This window comes from Gimesia sp., from assembly GCF_040219335.1.
GTDB lineage: Bacteria > Planctomycetota > Planctomycetia > Planctomycetales > Planctomycetaceae > Gimesia.
In genome coordinates this window covers 59,075-78,138 of sequence record NZ_JAVJSQ010000012.1, presented here as the reverse complement: position 1 = coordinate 78,138, position 19,064 = coordinate 59,075, and the positions used below count along the sequence as shown (strand labels likewise).

Below are 19,064 nucleotides of genomic sequence, written 5' to 3'. Positions count from 1 at the left end.
GTTCCCCGGCAGAAACCTGGATTAGACAGGAGCATCGCTGAATACCGTCCTTGAGCGCCTCGTTGTCAGCCGCAGCGATCTGTCATTCCTGTCAGGTTTTCTTAAGGCTCGTACCGTCTGTTCGATATATCAAATAAACTGAACGTGGAGGGCAGCATATTGTCAACTATTATAGGTACTCGGAGATACGATTGACAGTAGTTTTTCTCCGGGAAGCTCAAATATGCGTTGGAGGGTATAAGCTGTTACAATCACGTAACTTATACTACTCAGACAATCTCTTCTGGTAACACTCCCCCAGGTGGACCATCATCTCCAGGGCCAGCAGGTCCGCACGCGACATGACATGCCGTGAACTTCGGTTCCCCAGCCCCCGGACAATCGTCTCCACACACTCCAGATGAAACTCCAGTACCTGACGCGAGGTCAATCGGGCTGCCGCCAGCAGTTCTGCGATCTGGATGATCTCATCCTTCAGACTCCCGGAGCCCATGATGACATAAGTCCGCAGCAGCTCATGATAGTATTCCGGGATGTCAGCAGGAATCTGTGCATCCGACATGGACACTTCGGGAACACTCTGTTCAGCCGCTGCTTCTCCTGCAGGCAGTTCCAGTTTTCCCGGGTAGACCAGTGTCTGCAGCTGTTCGACCATCGAGCGCTGCTGATTCAGCAACCGCTCGGCTTCATCCCGTTCACGGACCAGGCGACGATGATTTTCAACCTGCAGACGATGATGGTCTTCCTGCAGTTGCTGAACCCACAATGCCCGTTGCACATAATCCAATAATGCGGGTGAGTCCCAGCCGGCGGGGGAAACCAGCAGTTCTGCCTGGAATTCACAGGCAGCCAGAGACAGTCGATCATCGGGGACGGGGGAAATCAGAACAATCGGCTCATCACAACCACTGACGCGAATCGCCTGCAGCAGTTCGCCACAGTGATGACGTCCCTCAACATCGGCCTGAATCAACAGACAATCGTAGCTGTGATTGCTCAGCAGTTTGAGCATCTCTTCGGCATTCGAGGCCCACTCCAGTCGGGGCTCTTCACAACCGATGGCATCCAGCCGTAATGCAAAGCCCACCCACTCGGGGCGCTGATTGCTCACAAACAGCAGACGAAAGCGGGGGGGGATCACGGAAGAATGATTTTGCTCAGAGGAGACCCGAGAATCATCTGTCGGGGAAAGTCGGTCTGACTGCAGAGACCGGGACTGTCTTTCTGCGAAATCCGCGAAAGCTGCTGCCCCTGTCTGGTTGTGTTCATCATCCTGCACGTTCATGTCCCGACCTGAAATCAGCCTGAACTATAGGGTTTTCCGTTCAAAACTGTCAATACGAGGTCGCGTTCCGCGTCTAAAATATCAGCTGCTCGGCGTTAAACACGGGCCCTTCTACGCAGGTTCGCCGATAGTCCCAGTCGTCAGCACCGACGCGGACTTTCGCCACACAACTGAAACAGGCGCCAAAGCCACAGGCCATTGGTGTCTCCAACGACAACCAGCAGGAAATCCCTGCGTCCTGGGCGAGCTTGCTGACCGCTTCCATCATCGGTTCCGGTCCACAGCAGAAGATAGTCTCGGGTGGCGCATCGCTTTCAATCCGCTGCTTGAGCAGATCGGTGACATAGCCGGCATGTCCAAACGAGCCATCATCGGTAGCCACTTCGACTTCCAGGCCATCGAGGCGAAAATCATCCAGTCCCGCGAGGTAAGCTTCCGAACGCGCCCCGTAGAGCAGGCTCACCCGCTCGGGAAACGCTTCCAGTTTCCGCGCCGGCTCACCATAAGTACGTTGCCCCAGTGCTTCTCGGGCGGTCGCCAGAAACGGCGTCTGTCCGATCCCCCCCGCCACCATGACCAGCGAACCGGAACCGGGCTGCGGGAAGCCATTCCCCAGCGGTCCCCAGATTTCGACCTGATCACCGGGTTGCCAGTGCGTCATGCGGGATGTCAGTTTACCAACTACCACGTAGCCGAAGTCCAACCCGATCGGCTGTCCCGCTTCATCCAGGCAGGTATCGTAGAGTGCGAAGGGACGCCCCAGCAGCGGATCGTTCACGCCCGGCTCGCGGACCATGAAGAACTGGCCCGGCAGAATCACCCGCGCGATTTCGGGACAGTGGATTCGCAACCGCCACGTATCCTTTGCCATCTGGACCTGTTCGGTGACGGTCGCTGCCACATACTGGGGGGTTGCACAATCGCTGAATGCGTGAGTCTCTGTCATGTTTGCTTTCCTTGCCGGCGCTCAGTGGTGCCCGTTCATCAATCGCCGATAATACGGCGTCCAGTGGACTTCTTCTGAGCGGGTTTCTTGGGAACCGCAGAGGCCCCTCGTTTTCCTTTATTGCCGACAGACCGTTTTTTTCCACCTGTCTCTTTGTCTGAAATATTTTTTCCCGCACCACGCCGGGCCGGTTTCCCGCGACTGGGAGCCGCTTTCTTCTTGCTTTTGCGCTTGCGGAGATCGGGGGAATGCTGCTCATTCAGCATCTCCCGCAGTTTTTTAAGTTCGGTGTCCGACAGCCGTCGGTATTCGCCCGATTTGAGTTTCCCCAGGTTCAGCGGACCAAAGCGGACGCGAATCAGCTGCATGACTTTATGGCCGATGCGGGCCATCATTCGCCGGATCTCACGGTTCTGTCCTTCGTGCAGCGTCATTTCCAGAAAGGTACTTTTCCCCTGCTTTTTCAACGGTTTTAAACCGGAAACGCGGAAGACACCTTCTTTGAACCGCACCCCTTTTCGCAGTTCGTCCAGCTTTTCCCGGGTCGGATGACCGGCGACCTGCACATGATAGGTTCGTGCGACGCGATAACGCGGATGCGCGAGACGCTGAGCCATCGCACCGTCATTGGTCACCAGCAGCAGGCCTTCACTGTTTTCATCCAGCCGACCGACGGTAAACAGCCGCTGCCCTTCGCCGGGGAACAGGTCAATCACCCGTCGCCGGCCCGCCGGATCCTGGTTCGTACAGAGAAAACCAGACGGTTTGTTCAACAGAAAATAACGACGGGGTTCCATGCGGGCCCGCTCGCCATCCACAGTGATGACCTGCGTTTCGGGATCGATGCGGGCTCCCAGTTCAGTCACGATCTCCCCGTCGACGGTCACACGTCCGGTTTCGATGTATTCTTCACAATGACGACGGGAACCCAGACCGGTCGCTGCCAGATATTTCTGCAAACGAATCAGGTGGCTGTCGTCTGTGGGGGAATCGGATTCGGACGGGGTGGGGTTATCGGAACTCATGATCTTTCAACTATGGTAAAATTTTCAGGTCAAAACAGGCCTGCTGGCCGCGTACCTTATACCACAGCAGAGAGATGATACCAATTATGCAGAACCGATTTCTTGGCAGGGAACTCAAAGGATTTCAGAAATATCCGGTATTTCCAGACTCTGCTCCTCAATCACGTCCCGCATCCGCTGCAGCGAGCGGATGGTCAGTTGACGCACCCGTTCGGTACTCACGCCGAAGTCTTCCGCAATTTCGCGGAACTTTTCCGGCACTTCAGCCGGCGGCAGTCCAAAACGTCGTTTGAGAATCTGCTGCTCGCGCTGGTCCAGGGAACACAGTACCTGATCGAGGACCTGTTCAATCGACTTATGATAGGTTTCCTGCGAGCGGAGTGTCGAACGGATATCACTCAGTCCTAACGCGAGGGTCTCAGCCCCGTTAACAAAGTTCTTGCGGTACTTACGCCCTTTTTTCGTAGTACGAAACAGATAATTTCGCACGGCCCAGGTTCCGTAAGTACTGAACCGGTTGCCGCGATCGATATCGAAAATCTCCACCGCCCGAATCAAAGGCATATAGCCGTCACTGACAATATCTTCGAATGAATTTGCCCGATCGGTCAGATTTTTGGCAATCGAGACCACCAGCCTCAAATTCGCCTGAATGATGTAGTCCCGCAGGCTGTTCGCATCTTTCAGTTTCTGTTCAATCCGGTCCAGCACGCCAACGCAGGGTGCTTTGAGATCAACCTGTTTCTGCAGCATCGCCGCGCGATACTTCAGATAATTCATCCCGCGGAAGAGAATGATTTCCTGCTCTTTGCTCAACAGGGGAACCGCATACAGACGCGTCTGCAGCAGACCCGCATCGCTGGTCAGGTCATCCTCGGTATCTGGCTTGAGCTCCGCGCAGAGTTGTTGCAGGGGAATCAGCACCTGATCCATGGCTTCGGGTTGATCGAAGCGTTCGCTGTGAACGTATTCGATTTCTTTCGAGCACAGACGCTCAGCACGAGCCTGTAATTCACGTGTCACACAGACTTTTCGCATCCGCGCCGCCTTTTTGACCGCCAGCAGTTCGCACTGGCAGGACTGCGACTGATCCAGGTGCACAGCACGTTCGCCCAGATCGGAAAATGTGTCCAATTCTGATGCGGGATAACTTGGTTCGTATGACATATATCCGAGACTCACTGAGAGAAATTTTCTGGCATATCGATTCTGTAAAACAGAACCTGCGGGTCCTATCTTAGAGAATTGGATCCAATAAAACAATTTTAACAATCTAAATTGCTTAAATTGGACAATTTTTATACAGACGTTTCACATCGATCATGACTGATGTATTTCCTCCCCATCCAGAGAACACATTAACACAAGCACACAGGAACACCACGCGAAATTCCAGTCAGACTCACGCCCTCTCACCTCAAAAGCCGATCATAACAACAGGGATACTCTTCCCGGCCCGCCTGAAAACACACGAAAACCCTGCCTCATTTCCTTCAAAAAGCCTGTCTCCGGCGCCGTCTCAGCTATATATGACGTTTGCTATGTCTATTAAAGAGTTTAGACCGGTTGCTATCACTCGCAAAACCGAGGGAAATCAGCTAACATTTCGATTAACGAGATCAGTCACCGCTTTCGCGATGTATTCCAATCTGAATCTGCGGCGGGATGGCCTCAAAAAAGCCCCGGTTTAGTTCCCTTAACAGCGGTGCATTCCTAGAATTGTTTTATTACTCAGCTGCGTGATTTCTTCCAGATCGTGAACTGGAAAGTGATCTGAGAGAAGTTACGCTCAACGAACGAATATACTCAGTCAGGTTGAAAGAACCTTATCTCATGGCAGAACAGACAGTTACAGGTGCAGTGCCTGGAGTTGATCCGGCAGAACTGGAAGAATGGTTTGAGTCACTGGATGATCTCATCATCCGCTATGGAAAGGAACGCGTACAACACGTTCTGGCTACTCTTCAGGAACGTGCCTATCGTCAGGGCGTGACGATGCCTTTCACTGCCAATACGCCTTACATCAACACCATTCCCCAAGATGATCAGCCGATCTTCCCCGGCAACCGGGAAATCGAGCGGCGCATTAAAAGTATCATCCGCTGGAATGCGATGGCGATGGTCGTTCGTGCCAACAAAGATCATGACGGCATCGGCGGTCACATCTCCACCTACGCGTCTGCAGCCACCCTCTGGGAAATCGGGTTCAACCACTTCTTCCACTCACGGACAGAAGACCATTCCGGAGACGTCGTCTACTTCCAGGGTCACGCTTCTCCCGGCGTCTATGCCCGGGCATTTGTCGAAGGGCGGCTGACCGAAGAAAACCTGCAGCGGTTCCGCCAGGAACTCCCGCGCGGTGGTGGACTCTCTTCCTACCCGCACCCCTGGCTCATGCCTGATTTCTGGCAGTTCCCCACCGTTTCGATGGGCCTCGGTCCGATCATGTCCATCTACCATGCTCGCTTTCTGCGTTACCTGCACAACCGCGGCATTATGGATACATCACAGTCGAAAGTCTGGTGTTTCGTCGGTGATGGCGAAACGGATGAGCCCGAAACACTGGGGGCGATTACCCTCGCTTCCCGCGAGCATCTGGACAACCTGATCTTCGTCATCAACTGTAACCTGCAGCGTCTGGACGGACCGGTTCGCGGGAACGGCAAGATCATCCAGGAACTCGAAGCCGCCTTCCGCGGTGCAGGCTGGAACTGTCTCAAAGTCATCTGGGGCAGCGACTGGGATCCCCTGCTCTCCGAAGATGAAGACGGCCTGCTCGTCAAACGCATGGGCGAAGTCGTCGACGGTCAGTATCAGAAATACGTCGTCGAATCCGGGTCATACATCCGCGATCACTTCTTCGGCGAAAACCCCGAACTGCTTAAGATGGCCGAGCATCTCTCTGACGAACAGATTAAAAAGATGAACCGCGGCGGTCACGATCCGGAAAAAGTTTACTCGGCCTTCAAAGCAGCCACGGAACACACCGGTTCGCCGACAGTCATTCTCGCCAAAACCATCAAAGGCTACGGTCTGGGTGAAGCCGGCGAAGGCCGCAACGTGGCGCACAACGTGAAAAAAGCCAACGAAGAAGAACTGCGCGACTTCCGCTCCCGCTTCGGTATTCCCATTCGCGACGAAGACGTCAAGAACACACCGTTCTACCGTCCCGAAGAAGGCAGCCCCGAAATGCAGTACCTGCAGGAACGGCGGAAAGAACTCGGCGGTTACCTGCCCGAACGGAAACCCACGGAAGAACGTCTGGAAACACCCACACTGGAATCGCTGGGTAAGTTCATGGACTCCATGGCCGGCAAAAAAGGTTCCACCACCGGTGCCCTGGGCATCCTGCTGGCCACCCTGCTGCGTGACAAAGTCGTCGGCAAACGTATTGTGCCGATCATCCCCGACGAAGCCCGTACCTTCGGTATGGAAGGCCTCTTCAAGCAGTGCGGTATTTACGCCAGCCAGGGACAATTGTACGAACCGGTCGACCGCGATCAGCTGATGTACTACAAGGAAGCTAAAGACGGCCAGATCCTCGAAGAGGGGATCAACGAAGCCGGTGCGATTTCCTCGTTCATCGCTGCAGGAACCGCGTACTCGAACCAGGGCGTGAACATGATTCCGTTCTACGTTTACTACTCGATGTTCGGTTTCCAGCGTGTTGGCGATCTCGTCTGGGCCGCCGCTGATTCCCGTACCAAGGGCTTCCTGCTCGGCGGTACTTCCGGCCGCACCACCCTCAACGGAGAAGGTCTGCAGCACCAGGACGGGCACAGCCACATCATGGCTTCTACCGTTCCCACCCTGCACGCCTACGATCCTGCTTACGCTTACGAGCTGGCGGTCATCATTCAGGACGGCATGCGACGCATGTATCAGGAAGGCGAAGAGATCTTCTACTATCTCTCCGTCTACAACGAAAACTACGAAATGGCTCCGATGCCCGAGGGCGACGACGTCGTCGATGGGATCATCAAAGGGATTTACAAATTCCGTTCACTGGAAGCCGACAAACCAGCCGTCGACGCTCGTCCGCAGCTGTTCGGCAGTGGTCCGATTCTCCGCGAAGTACTGCGGGCCCAGGAAATCCTGGCCGAGAAATACCAGATCGCTACCGATGTCTGGAGCGTCACCAGCTACAACGAGCTGGCCCGCGACGTCAAAGATGCGGAACGTTACAACCGTCTGCACCCCGATGCAGAACCTCAGAAATCCTTCCTGGAAACGACCTTTGAAGGCGTCGCAGGACCCTTCATCGCTTCCAGCGACAATATCAAAGTTATCGCCGACCAGATCCGTGAAGGCATCCCCGGTAACTACTGTGTACTGGGAACCGATGGCTTTGGTCGCAGCGAAACTCGTGAATCGCTCCGCCGTCACTTCGAAATTGACGCAGAGAACGTGGTGCTGGCAACACTCGTCGAACTGGCCGACGAAGGCAAGTTCGATAAATCGAAGTTAGCCGCCATCATCCAGGACCTGGGCATCGATCCGGAGAAAGTCAATCCCCGGCTGGCCTGATCCCGGTGCACCTGACCCTGTGACAACGGTTCAAACCAAACATTACCATCATCAGATAGAACGATAAGACATGGCTACTGAATTTAAACTTCCAGAAGTAAGCGAGGGCGTGGAAACCGCCGATGTCGGACAGATCTCTGTTGCCGTCGGCGATACCGTCGAACAGGGACAGCTCCTGATGGACATCGAGACCGACAAAGCGGTCGTCCCTCTTGAATCACCCTATGCAGGTGTGATCAAAGAACTGAATGTCTCCGAAGGAGATTCCGTCGCGATCGGCACCGTGCTGCTCTCCATTGATGAATCCAACGGGGAAGCCCCTGCTCCTGCGAAGGAAGAAGCCAAAGCAGAAGCACCCGCTGAAGCGAAAGAAGAAAAACCAGAACCGGCAGAATCCACATCGGCTCCCGCAGCCGAAAGCAAACCGGAACCGACACTGTCTGCACCTGCCAAGTCGCAGCCTCAACCGGCTGCCGGTTCTTCCGACGACAAAGCACCTGCTCCGGCAGGTCCCGCGACCCGGAAAATGGCCCGCAAACTGGGCGTCGATCTCTATCAGGTCGCTGGTTCCGGCCCCGGCGGTCGTATCACTCAGGAAGATGTGGAAAACTACGTCAAGAACCTGATCTCCAACGGCGGTTCCTCAGGTGGCGGTGGTGGCATTGCCGTGCCGCCCCTGCCCGACTTCAGTCAGTTCGGGGAAATCGAACGCAAGAAGCTCAACAAGCTCTCTCGCGTTTCTGCCCAGAACCTGAGTCTTTCCTGGCAGGTCGTGCCCCATGTCACTCAACATGACCTGGCGGACATCACCGATCTGGAAACGGCCCGCAAGCTCTTTATCTCCAAACCCAAGTACTCCGGTCCCAAGGTCACCATGACCGCCCTGGCGATGAAAGCCATCGCCATCGCGCTGCACGAGTTCTCCGTCTTCAACTCCAGCTTCGACACGGAAACAGAAGAGATCATTTACAAGCAGTACATCAATATCGGCGTCGCCGTCGATACCGAAAACGGACTGGTTGTTCCCGTGGTCAAAGATGTTGATAAGAAAAACATCATCACCATCGCCAATGAAATGAACGAACTGGCCGTCAAGGCCCGCGATCGTAAACTGGAAATGAGTGACATGCAGGGCGGCACCTTCACCATCACCAACCTGGGTGGTCTGGGTGGCACCTCGTTCACACCGATTGTGAACTATCCCGAAGTCGCCATCCTGGGCATGTCCCGCTCACGCCATGAATTCCAGCTGATCGACGACAAACCGGTTTCGCGGCTCATGCTGCCTCTGTCGCTTTCCTACGATCACCGGGTGATCAACGGTGCCGACGCTGCACGCTTCATCGTGCGACTCTCCGGCCTGCTGTCTGATCCGTTCAACCTGCTGGTCGACTGCTAAGCCCAGAGACATTGCTACCACGTTAAAGCATCAATAAACAAAGAAAGTTAATGCACATTATGTCTGGATCTGCAACCAGAGAAACCGATATTGTTGTCATCGGCGGTGGTCCCGGCGGTTACCCGGCAGCGTTTGACGCAGCCGACAAAGGGTTCAAAGTCATCATGGTCAACGACGACGTCGCCCCCGGCGGCGTCTGCCTGAACCGGGGCTGCATCCCTTCCAAGGCACTGCTGCACGTGGCCAAGCTGATCAATGAAACCAGGGAATCCTCTGACTGGGGCGTCACCTTCGAAAAACCGAAGATCGACCTCGACAAGCTCCGCGAATTCAAAGAGAAAGTCGTCACCCAACTGACCGGTGGCATCGGACAGCTCGCGGGAGCCCGCAATGTCGAAATCGTCAAAGGCTTCGGTCGTTTCAAAGATTCCCGCACCGTCGAAGTCACCAGACACGACGGCACCACGGAAGCAATCGGCTTCAAGTATGCCATCGTTGCCACCGGTTCTTCACCCGCGGTTCCCCCGGTCTTCGATCTTGATGATCCCCGGATCATGGATTCCACCGGTGCCCTGGAACTCGCCGACATCCCCGAAAAACTGCTGGTCGTTGGCGGCGGCTATATCGGTCTGGAAATGGGCAGCGTCTATGCCGCCCTGGGCTCAGAAGTCACAGTCGTCGAAATGACAGGTGGTCTGCTCCCCGGTGCCGACCGCGATCTGGTCAAACCGTTGCAGAAACGACTCCAGGAAAGTTTCGCTGCCATTCACCTGAATACCAAGGTCGAAAAACTGACTCCCACTGACAGCGGCATCGTCGCCGACCTCAGTGGTGAAGGAGTCGAACCACAGCAGACTTTCGACCGCGTGCTGATCTCGATCGGCCGACGTCCGAACAACAAAGGCATCGGACTGGAACACACAAAGCTCGAACTCGACGAGCGTGGTTTCATCAAGAACGATTCCAATCAGCGGACCGCCGAATCCCACATCTTCGCCATCGGTGATATCGCCGGCGAACCGATGCTGGCTCACAAAGCAACCCGCGAAGCCAAAGTCGCCGTGGAAACCATCGCCGGTGAACCGGCTGAATTCGATAACATCGCGATTCCCGCTGTCGTCTTCACCGACCCGGAACTGGCCTGGTGTGGCGTCACCGAGCAGGAAGCAAAAGATCAGGGACTGGATGTCGAAATCACCCGCTTCCCCTGGGCCGCCTCCGGTCGTGCTCAGACCCTGGCCCGCACGGAAGGTCTCACCAAAATCATTTTCGATAAGAAAAAAGGACGCGTACTCGGTGTCGGCATTGTCGGTTCGGGGGCAGGCGAACTGATCGCCGAAGGGGTGTTGGCCGTCGAGATGGCTGCCGTCGCCGAAGATGTCGCCGAGAGCATTCACGCTCACCCGACTCTCTCGGAAACCCTGATGGAAGCCGCGGAAAGCTTCCTCGGTCAGGCGACCCACATGTACCGACCAAAACGAAAGTAAACTTCGAACAGGGCAGCATTCGACACCACGAAGTCTGACTGTCGAATGCCTGCCTGCCAACGGGAACTTAACTCAAGAAAGGGCGTTTCTGCATGCGATTTCACAATCGATCTTCAACGCCCTCTTACTTCAGTCGTCGAGATCAGGTCCGGCTCTTTCGTCTGGTGGCCGCCCTCGGAGTGATCCTGCTGGCGATCCTCTACGCCTCCCGTGAATCAACCTGGTACTGGCTCACCGGTCCCCCGACAGAACAGCGACAGGGAGAGCAACAACTCGATCCCGATCGCGACGTCGATTATAACGTCAAAGAAGACTCAAACCTCAGACCAGGTGAATTCCGTTCTCAGCCGGAACCGGAAGTGGATATCCCGGCGTCGGTCAATCCGCAGCTGGAAAACGGCGAATACGATGTCCGCGTCGATCCCCGTCTGCTCAAACAGGTCACCGACAGTGTTTCAGGCATTCGACCTTACGAAGCCAACGCCCTCTATTATCTCCTCGCGAAAGCAGCTTCGATTCCGCAGAACATTCTCGAACGCTCCGCCGAACCCGCCCCACCATTCGTGGTGGTCATGAACGAGTCCAGTAAATACCGGGGCGAACTGATGACCGTCAAGGGGCAGCTCAAACGCCTGGTGCCTCTCAAGCCGGAAGAGAATAAGTTCGGCATCAAAACCCTCTACGAAGGCTGGTTCTTTTCCAAAGATTCCGGTACCCATCCCTGGCGATTTCTCTGTACGCAGTTACCCGAGGGCATTCCCACGGGCCCCGATCTCCAGGAGATGCCTTCCGTCCAGATCACGGGTTATTATTTCAAGAAGTACGGCTACCCCTCGCAGGCAGGCAAGCTGCAGACGGCACCCCTGTTGATTGCAGGCCAGATCCGCTGGTTCCCCGCTTCCGAGACGCCACAGGCTCCCAGCTCTTCCGGAGCCGTGAAATACATCGTCATTCTGTTCCTGGTGATCAGCATCACCCTGGCTTTTCTGATCTGGCGATTCACCATCAACGATCAGGAATTTGCCCGCAGTAAGACCGCTAAACTGATGGAACGTCCCGACATGTCGATGGACGATCTGAAAAACATCAAAACCGTCGATATCGGCGAGGTGCTCAAACAGCTGGGAGAGCAGGCGGACTCGGATTCAACCGACGAGCCCGGCAAGACCGACCCCGACTCTGACAAAACCTGATCAGGCCACCTGCAGGCTGATTGCTTTATCGATGGCCGCGAACACCACATCGCACAACTCGTGGATCTGGGCGCCCGGCATACCCGGCGCGGGCATCAGAATCACCACGTCTCCCAGCGGTCGAATGATAACACCCTGCTCGCGTGCTGCCAGGGTCACCTGGTGCCCCATGCGGCGGTCGGCAGGAAAGGCTTCACGGGTTTCCCGGTTCGCCACCAGTTCGATCCCCACCATCGTTCCTTTGTGACGAACTTCTCCTACGTGCGGATGATCTTTCAACTCCGCCAGCCGGTCAGCAAGGATCTGCTCGTTCGCTTTCACGTTCGCCAGCGTGTTCTGAGAATCGAACAGCTCCAGCGTCGCCAAAGCGGCCGCACAGGCCAGGGCGTTCCCCGTATAGGTATGCCCGTGGTAAAACGCGTTGTAGTCGGTATGCTCACCTTCAAACGCCGCCGCGATTTCATCGGTGGTCATCGTGACCGCCAGGGGCAGATAGCCGCCTGTAATCCCTTTGGCCAGACAGAGGAAATCGGGCGTCACCCCTTCCTGCTCGCAGGCGAACATGGTCCCCGTCCGCCCCAGCCCGACTGCCACTTCGTCGGCAATCAGCGGAATGCCATAGCGGGTTGTGAGCTCCCGTACCCGTTTTAAATAACCGGGCGGATGCATCTGCATGCCGGCGGCTCCCTGCACCAGCGGCTCGATCACAAACGCCGCCAGCCGTGTATGGTTTTCTGCCAGCAGTCGTTCCAGCTCCGCGTAGCAGTGTGCATGATACTCAGCTTCGCTCATCCCTTCAGGACGATGATAGGCCGCCGGACAGGGCATCTGCACCGAATGGAACAGCAGTTTCCCGAAGATCTCGTGAAAAATGGAAATCCCGCCGACACTCACGGAACCAATTGTGTCACCGTGATAAGCGTGCTGCATGCAGGCAAATAGATCCCGCGACTGGGCATCAGGCTTTGGTTTCTGATTGTGATACTGAAACGCCATCTTGAGGGCAATTTCAACCGCGGTAGAGCCGCTGTCTGAGTAAAAGACTTTGGTCAGCCCTTCCGGCGCCCGTTTAACCAGTTCTCCCGCCAGCTCGATGGAGGGCACGCTTCCCAGCCCCAGCAGTGTGGAATGGGCAATGCGGTCGAGTTGATCCCGCACAGCCTGATCCAGTTCCGGCACGCGATGCCCGTGCACGTTACACCACAGTGAAGAGACGCCATCCAGGTAGCGTTGTCCTTCGACGTCGATCAGGTAAAACCCGTCCCCGGATTCAATCAGGGGGACGTTTTCCGCACGATGCCCCTGCATCTGGGTAAACGGATGCCAGAGGTGTTCGTTATCGATTTGGCGTAATTCTTCAGGCTGCATGAGCGTCTCACATCGAGAAATCAGAAAAAACAGTAAGTGTAAAAAGAGAAAGAGCCACGCCGGGAGATCGTGACTCTTTCACTAAGACTGAAACGCGAAACCGAATTACTCCGGCAGCAGGTCGCGAACGACGTCCCGTTCTTCCCGCAGTTCCTGCAGGGTCGCGTTGAATTTTTCCATGGCGAAGTCATCGTGCTCGATGCCTTCGACGATCTTCCAGGTGTTGCCGTCGCTGGTCAGCGGGTAACCGAAGATCAGACCTTCATCCACACCGTAGCTGCCATCACTGCAGACAGCAGCACTGAAGCTCTCGCCCAGCGGGGTAGGAGTGATGATGCTCTTGATCGTATCCAGGGCAGCATTCGCAGCGGAAGCGGCGCTGGAAGCACCACGGGCCTGGATCACAGCCGCACCACGCTTCTGGACAGTTTCGATGAATTCGCCCCGCAGCCAGTTGTGATCTTCGATGATTTCCGGAACCGGGTTGCCGTGAATAGTAGCGTGATAGAAGTCCGGGAACTGAGTCGCGGAGTGGTTACCCCAGATGTTCATGTTCTTGATTGCGGTCACAGGCTGACCGGATTTTTTGGCGATCTGGGTGACGGCCCGGTTTTCGTCCAGACGGGTCATCGCGTACCAGCGATCGCGGGGAACCTTGGGAGCATTGGCCATTGCGATCAGGCAGTTGGTATTACAGGGGTTTCCGACAACCAGAACCCGCACGTCATCGGCAGCAGCGTTCTGAATCGCCTGTCCGGTGCTGGTGAAGATCGGACCGTTAACCCGGATCAGATCGCCCCGCTCCATACCTGCTTTACGCGGTACACTGCCCACGCAGATCACGAAGTTACAGTCAGCGAATGCGTCTTCCAGATGATCACTGTCTGCTTTGACGACACCTGCCAGGGTCGGGAAAGCACAGTCTTCCAGTTCCATTTCCACCCCGTCCAGAGCGGACAGAACCGGAGGAACTTCGACCAGATGCAGGATTACCGGCTGATCGGGGCCAAAGATCTGCCCGGAAGCCAGACGGAATAACATGGCGTAACCAATCTGGCCAGCTGCCCCGGTAACTGCAACTCGAATCGGATGATTCATCTCTTTATCGCTCCTTAACTTATGAATGTGGCTCAGTGAACCTGTCTCCAGGTGGAAGTTCGCAGATTTATTCTGTTTTTTGTACCTCCACACTGCCGGATCGGCAACCGACTGGGGGCATCAGTTTCCAATTTCTGAAGACTCGCCACAAATGCGATGCTCCCGCACGTCACAGCTTGTGAAAATGGACGATTTCTACCCGTTCTGCCCCCTGACGAACGCCTTCATAGACGGACGAACGCGATCATTGATTGAACAGATACGTGCCACCACCGATGCCCAGGGCAGCGGCCAGGCAGGCCAGCGTGATTTTAATCCAGCTGTAAGGCCGTTCCCCATTCACTTCTCCCGTCGCTGCATTGACGGCCACCTGGTACAGTTTGCATTTATACTTGTAGCTCATCAGCCAGAGCGGCAACAGCAGATGTTTATAGGTAATCGCATCATACTGGCTCTGGACCGTATCCACCCGCTGGGTGTCCCCACCGATCCGGCTGCAGACTTCCGAATACAGGGCATCGTCCATCCGCTGCTTCCCCAGCACAAAACCGTCTTTGAGCTCGACATCGTATGTCCGGGCCGTGAAGCCCGCCAGATAAGCGTGTTTGAAAGGGACCAGCAGATGCATGGGGAACGGCTCCAGAGCCCGAATCAGCGGTCGCGGCAGACCCCATGATGCGAGAATCACCACATCGTCAAAGAATCTCTGGAAGTTGCCGGAGGCGGGATACCAGCGGGTCCGGCGTTCGCGCCGTCGATTCTTCCCGGTCCCGACCGTCACGTAATAATATTCGCCCCGTTGTCCGGAGTAATACGTGCTCGTCAGGCTGTCAAAAGTGAAGTAAGGCAGATAGACGCCATGAAACTGTCCCTCGGCCCCCTTCTCCACAAAATCATTCGGTGCAAACCAGAGTGACTTCACCCAGGCCTTGAGATTCAGCCGCGATCGATCTTCATCCACCTGAAACGGCAGCACCGCATCCACGGGCACCCGCTTCTCCGAAGTGTGCACTTTATCCAGCTGAATCGGCGAGGCACAGTAAGGACATTCCGAACTGGTCAGCGTTCCCACAAAGCGGAGCGTCGCCCCGCAACTTTCGCAGCGGACCTCCTGCTCCTCCTCCTCGTCTTCCACATCTAACTGTTGTTCGCGCAGCTCCTGCAGATGAGCCAGCATGCCGTAGAAATCCTGCTCTTCGATTTCCTTATCGGGATCGATGCCGATCACTTTTTCAAACCCGCAATGCTGGCACTTCAGCTTCTGGGTATGGATATCGAAGATCAGATCAGACCCGCAGCCTTCGCAGGGGAAGATATGCCCCTTTTCGCCATCAATCCGCTCCCCCTCTTCCCCGAACGGCTCTTCGAGGAAAATCGGCTCATCAGCATCATGCGGAGGCAGAGGCGGTGGTTGCGGACTCATAATTCCCTTTTGGTCTGATTAAAACTCGTGTTGGCGATCACCGGTCAAAGGTTCAACGTCAATTCAGGACGTCTGGATTAATCTACTTTGAAAAAATCAGTCGCCGTAGTCAACCTGAACCAGATAGAGCCCGCTTGCCGGCGCTGTGGCCCCCGCCTGGGAACGATCCATCGATTCGACAATCTCCCGTACTTTCCCGGGTGCCCAGCGTCCCACGCCCACTTCAAACAGGGTCCCCACAATCGCCCGCACCATATTGTACAGAAAACCGTCCGCGACAATATCGACCGTAATAAACTCCGCCGACGAATTCGAGGCACTGTGTGATAGCCCGGGATCCGTGCCCCACACCGGCCAGACCGAAGTCCGCTGTACCGTCAGTTCCTTCACCGTTCGTACGCTGGTCGCCTTGTTCGGGAAATGCGATTCAAAGCAGCGGAAATCATGTTTGCCTAAGAGATGCTGTCCCCCAACATGCATCTGCTCCGCATCCAGCGGCCGCCCGAACTCACAGACATAACGTTTCAGAAATGGAAAATTGACGCTGCTGTTATGAATCACATAGCGATACCGCTTTTGTACCGCCGAGTATGTTGCATGAAAGTCCGGGGCAACTTCGGCTACTTCCCGAACGCAAATGCTGTCCGGCAGAAACCGCTGCAGCCCCGTCTGGATATTCTTGCAGGGAATCTTCGACTCGGTCTGAAAACTGGCCACCTGCCCCAGCGCATGCACGCCGGCATCGGTGCGTCCCGCCACCAGTACCCCGGTTTTCTGCTGCGTCAGCTTTTCGATCGCCGCTTCCACACAGCTCTGTACCGAAACACCGTTCGGCTGGACCTGCCAGCCCGCATATTCCGATCCGTCATAAGCCAGTGTCAGTTTGATATTTCTCATGACCATTGTTTCGTCGGCACCAGTCAGTCTGACTTAGAGACCGAGCTTCTCTCTCCAGTAAGCGGTCTGCTCTTGTACCGGCTTTTCGCCCCCCGAACCGAAGCTACAGAGTGCCGCCATTGCGTTCCGGGCGCCCAGCACCTGGTAGATATCATCTTCGATCTCGGGACACGCCTGCTGCAGTTCTTCCAGAGACAGATCTGCCAGCCGGATATTCCGCGATTCACACAGCGAAACCAGTTTCCCGACGATCCCGTGCCCGGTCCGCATCGGCGTTCCTTTTTTGATCAGGTACTCCATCAGGGCAGTCGCATCGAGGAAGCCGTCTTCCAGTTTGGCGTTGATTGTCTCGACCTGCAGTTCTGCCCCTTCGACCATCGCAGCCGCCAGTTCCAGACAGGCAGCGACCGTGTCGTAAGCGTCGAACATTGCCAGCTTGTCTTCCTGCATGTCCCGGTTGTAGGCCATCGGCAGACCTTTCAACAGCACCAGTGTCTGCTGCACATCGGCAATCGGTCGGGCCGACTTACCGCGGATCAGTTCCAGCACATCCGGGTTCCGCTTTTGTGGCATGATGGACGAACCAGTGGTGAAGGCATCAGGCAGTTTGATAAAACCGAACTCAGTCGAGAACCAAGCGATCCATTCTTCGGCCCAGTTACTCAGATGAGTAGCGATCATCGCCATGCAGAAACAGAATTCAGCCAGGTAGTCGCGGTCACTCGAGATATCCAGACTGTTCCGGGCTACGTCAGTGAATTCCAGCAGTTCCGCGGTAAAGTGTCGATCAATCGGCAGTGAGCTTCCCGCGAGTGCCGCCCCGCCCAGCGGAGAAACATTCACACGGGTAAGACAGTCGGCCAGTCGCTGACGATCCCGGTCGAACTTCTCGCAGTAGGCCAGCCAGTAATGAGCGGCTTTGACCGGCTGTGCCCGCTGCAGGTGAGTAAAGCCGGGCAGCACCTGATCGGCGTCACGCTCACAACGTTCGACGAAGGCAACCTGCAGATCCTTGAGCAGGCTGTCAACGCGTTCGATGGCACCCCGGGTATAAAGCTTGAGGTCGGTCGATACCTGATCGTTCCGGCTGCGGCCGGTGTGCAGCTTGCGACCGATGTCGCCGATCCGTTCGATCAGCGCACTTTCGATGTGCATGTGGATGTCTTCGAGTTCAAAGCGGAATTCGAATTTCCCGTCAGCGATCTCAGCACCGATCTGATCCAGCGTTTCCACGATCTGTCGGCTTTCGTCAACCGTGATCAGTCCCACTTTGGCCAGCATCTGGGCGTGTGCCTGCGAGCCCTGGATATCGACAGCCGCCAGCCGACTGTCAAAACTGATTGATTCCGTAAACGCTTCAACGCGGGCATCAGTCTGCTGTTGAAATCGTCCTCCCCAGGCTTTTGCGGCCACGGTCTGTCTCCACTGCAAGTCGTTAAAATAGTTCGGTTTCGCTCGGACTCCGCATTCTCAAAGAGCCCTGCATAGGCAGAGTAATCTGCCAGACAGCATCCATCAAGCCGCCCACGCGCCCGGAGCCCGAATGACGCCATAATTTATCCCTTTTTCCGCATCGGGCCGGGAAATATGTTGGTAAATGGTCCAAAGGCCCCTCTAGGATGGAAAGTTGAGTCACTCTTTTTTGAACACGAGTCAATAACCTGAAGTCCTCCGAAGAGCCATGAAACTGAACCTGACATTGACCCTCGTCTGCGCCGCCCTACTGAGTGGCAGCCTGCTGCAATCTACCCGGGCCGCAATTGAAGCCCCGAAACCCAAACTGACGGACACAGAAAAGACTCCGCAACTCAAAGCACCAGGCAAAGCCGCTTCGGCCGATACCTGGACCATCGAGATCACTCCTGCCCCGGGTTTGAATTCCTACGCGACAAAACAGATTCAGGTTCCCTTGCATCAAACGCAGCCGGCCTCAGCCGAGAACGCTGCTGATACCATCGTGATTGTGCCTCGTGACATTCCCCAGATTCCTGAACAGGAATGCGAGCACTGCACAGCACCACACCGTTCGATTCAGCGAATGGCAGCTCAATACGGTTTCCGCAGCTGGCCCCTGGCCACCAACGGCTATTTTGCCAATCTGCAATCCGTGCCGGCCCTCTACATGTATAGTGACCTGATTCGCTCCAACTGGTTCGGCTCTCCCTATCACGGTCATTCCTTCTACTACAACGGCTATCGTCCCTCGTTCCGCTTTGGCTCACTGCAATACCGCGGCTTCGGAAATTATGACCGCATGTACAACCCGCGGGTCATCCCCTTTGGATATCAGTATTCCGGTTCCCGCGATTACTACCGGATTCTGGCTCTGACATCGATGCTGGCCAACCTTCCCTGATTGATCTGTTTTTCAGGCAACAGCACGACTGCTCTGGATCACATGTATTTTCGTTGATAT

14 protein-coding genes are annotated in these 19,064 nt (G+C 55.6%); 5 read left to right on the top strand and 9 right to left on the bottom strand.

The window, feature by feature from the left end:
* Positions 1-265 precede the first annotated feature (265 nt).
* From RID21_RS10820 to RID21_RS10805, 4 genes are all read right to left on the bottom strand, one after another.
* On the bottom strand, positions 266-1,285 hold the full coding sequence (locus RID21_RS10820) for a DNA-binding transcriptional response regulator (RefSeq protein WP_350188806.1): 1,020 nt from the start codon (positions 1,283-1,285) through the stop codon (positions 266-268).
* Between the two features lie 73 nt (positions 1,286-1,358).
* Positions 1,359-2,231, bottom strand: coding sequence for a dihydroorotate dehydrogenase electron transfer subunit (locus RID21_RS10815; RefSeq protein WP_350188804.1), 873 nt, complete (start codon positions 2,229-2,231; stop codon positions 1,359-1,361).
* Between the two features lie 38 nt (positions 2,232-2,269).
* A complete protein-coding gene (locus tag RID21_RS10810) occupies positions 2,270-3,256 on the bottom strand; it encodes a pseudouridine synthase (protein ID WP_197993529.1) in 987 nt (328 codons plus the stop codon).
* A 114-nt stretch (positions 3,257-3,370) separates the two neighbouring features.
* A complete protein-coding gene (locus tag RID21_RS10805) occupies positions 3,371-4,423 on the bottom strand; it encodes a sigma-70 family RNA polymerase sigma factor (RefSeq protein WP_350188802.1) in 1,053 nt (350 codons plus the stop codon).
* 666 nt (positions 4,424-5,089) lie between these two features.
* Between RID21_RS10805 and aceE the strand changes: the two genes are divergently transcribed.
* The 4 genes from aceE (at position 5,090) to RID21_RS10785 (ending at position 11,862) form a co-directional block, all read left to right on the top strand.
* Positions 5,090-7,783 carry a pyruvate dehydrogenase (acetyl-transferring), homodimeric type gene (aceE, locus tag RID21_RS10800; RefSeq protein WP_350188800.1) on the top strand — a complete coding sequence of 898 codons (2,694 nt, stop codon included), beginning with the start codon at positions 5,090-5,092 and terminating at the stop codon, positions 7,781-7,783.
* Positions 7,784-7,853: 70 nt separating this feature from the next.
* Positions 7,854-9,182, top strand: a complete 1,329-nt coding sequence (locus tag RID21_RS10795; RefSeq protein WP_350188798.1) for a 2-oxo acid dehydrogenase subunit E2 — start codon at positions 7,854-7,856, stop codon at positions 9,180-9,182.
* A gap of 59 nt (positions 9,183-9,241) precedes the next feature.
* Entirely contained in the window at positions 9,242-10,669 is a 1,428-nt protein-coding gene (gene lpdA / locus RID21_RS10790) for a dihydrolipoyl dehydrogenase (protein WP_350189019.1), read from the top strand.
* Between the two features lie 92 nt (positions 10,670-10,761).
* Positions 10,762-11,862: a hypothetical protein gene (locus RID21_RS10785; RefSeq protein ID WP_350188796.1), complete on the top strand. Its 1,101-nt coding sequence runs from the start codon at positions 10,762-10,764 to the stop codon at positions 11,860-11,862.
* On the opposite strand, the gene bioA is transcribed toward RID21_RS10785, so the two are convergent.
* The 5 genes from bioA to argH all read right to left on the bottom strand — a co-directional run bounded on the left by bioA (position 11,863) and on the right by argH (position 18,061).
* Positions 11,863-13,230 (bottom strand): adenosylmethionine--8-amino-7-oxononanoate transaminase, encoded by a 1,368-nt coding sequence (gene bioA, locus RID21_RS10780; RefSeq protein ID WP_350188794.1) that lies wholly within the window; start codon positions 13,228-13,230, stop codon positions 11,863-11,865.
* A gap of 105 nt (positions 13,231-13,335) precedes the next feature.
* A complete protein-coding gene (locus RID21_RS10775; RefSeq protein WP_350188792.1) occupies positions 13,336-14,328 on the bottom strand; it encodes a malate dehydrogenase in 993 nt (330 codons plus the stop codon).
* 244 nt (positions 14,329-14,572) lie between these two features.
* Positions 14,573-15,751 carry a TFIIB-type zinc ribbon-containing protein gene (locus RID21_RS10770; protein ID WP_350188790.1) on the bottom strand — a complete coding sequence of 393 codons (1,179 nt, stop codon included), beginning with the start codon at positions 15,749-15,751 and terminating at the stop codon, positions 14,573-14,575.
* Between the two features lie 96 nt (positions 15,752-15,847).
* Positions 15,848-16,648 carry a tRNA pseudouridine(38-40) synthase TruA gene (truA, locus tag RID21_RS10765; protein ID WP_350188788.1) on the bottom strand — a complete coding sequence of 267 codons (801 nt, stop codon included), beginning with the start codon at positions 16,646-16,648 and terminating at the stop codon, positions 15,848-15,850.
* A gap of 33 nt (positions 16,649-16,681) precedes the next feature.
* Positions 16,682-18,061, bottom strand: coding sequence for an argininosuccinate lyase (gene argH / locus RID21_RS10760; RefSeq protein WP_350188786.1), 1,380 nt, complete (start codon positions 18,059-18,061; stop codon positions 16,682-16,684).
* 268 nt (positions 18,062-18,329) lie between these two features.
* Between argH and RID21_RS10755 the strand changes: the two genes are divergently transcribed.
* Positions 18,330-19,004, top strand: coding sequence for a hypothetical protein (locus tag RID21_RS10755; RefSeq protein ID WP_350188784.1), 675 nt, complete (start codon positions 18,330-18,332; stop codon positions 19,002-19,004).
* Positions 19,005-19,064 lie beyond the last annotated feature (60 nt).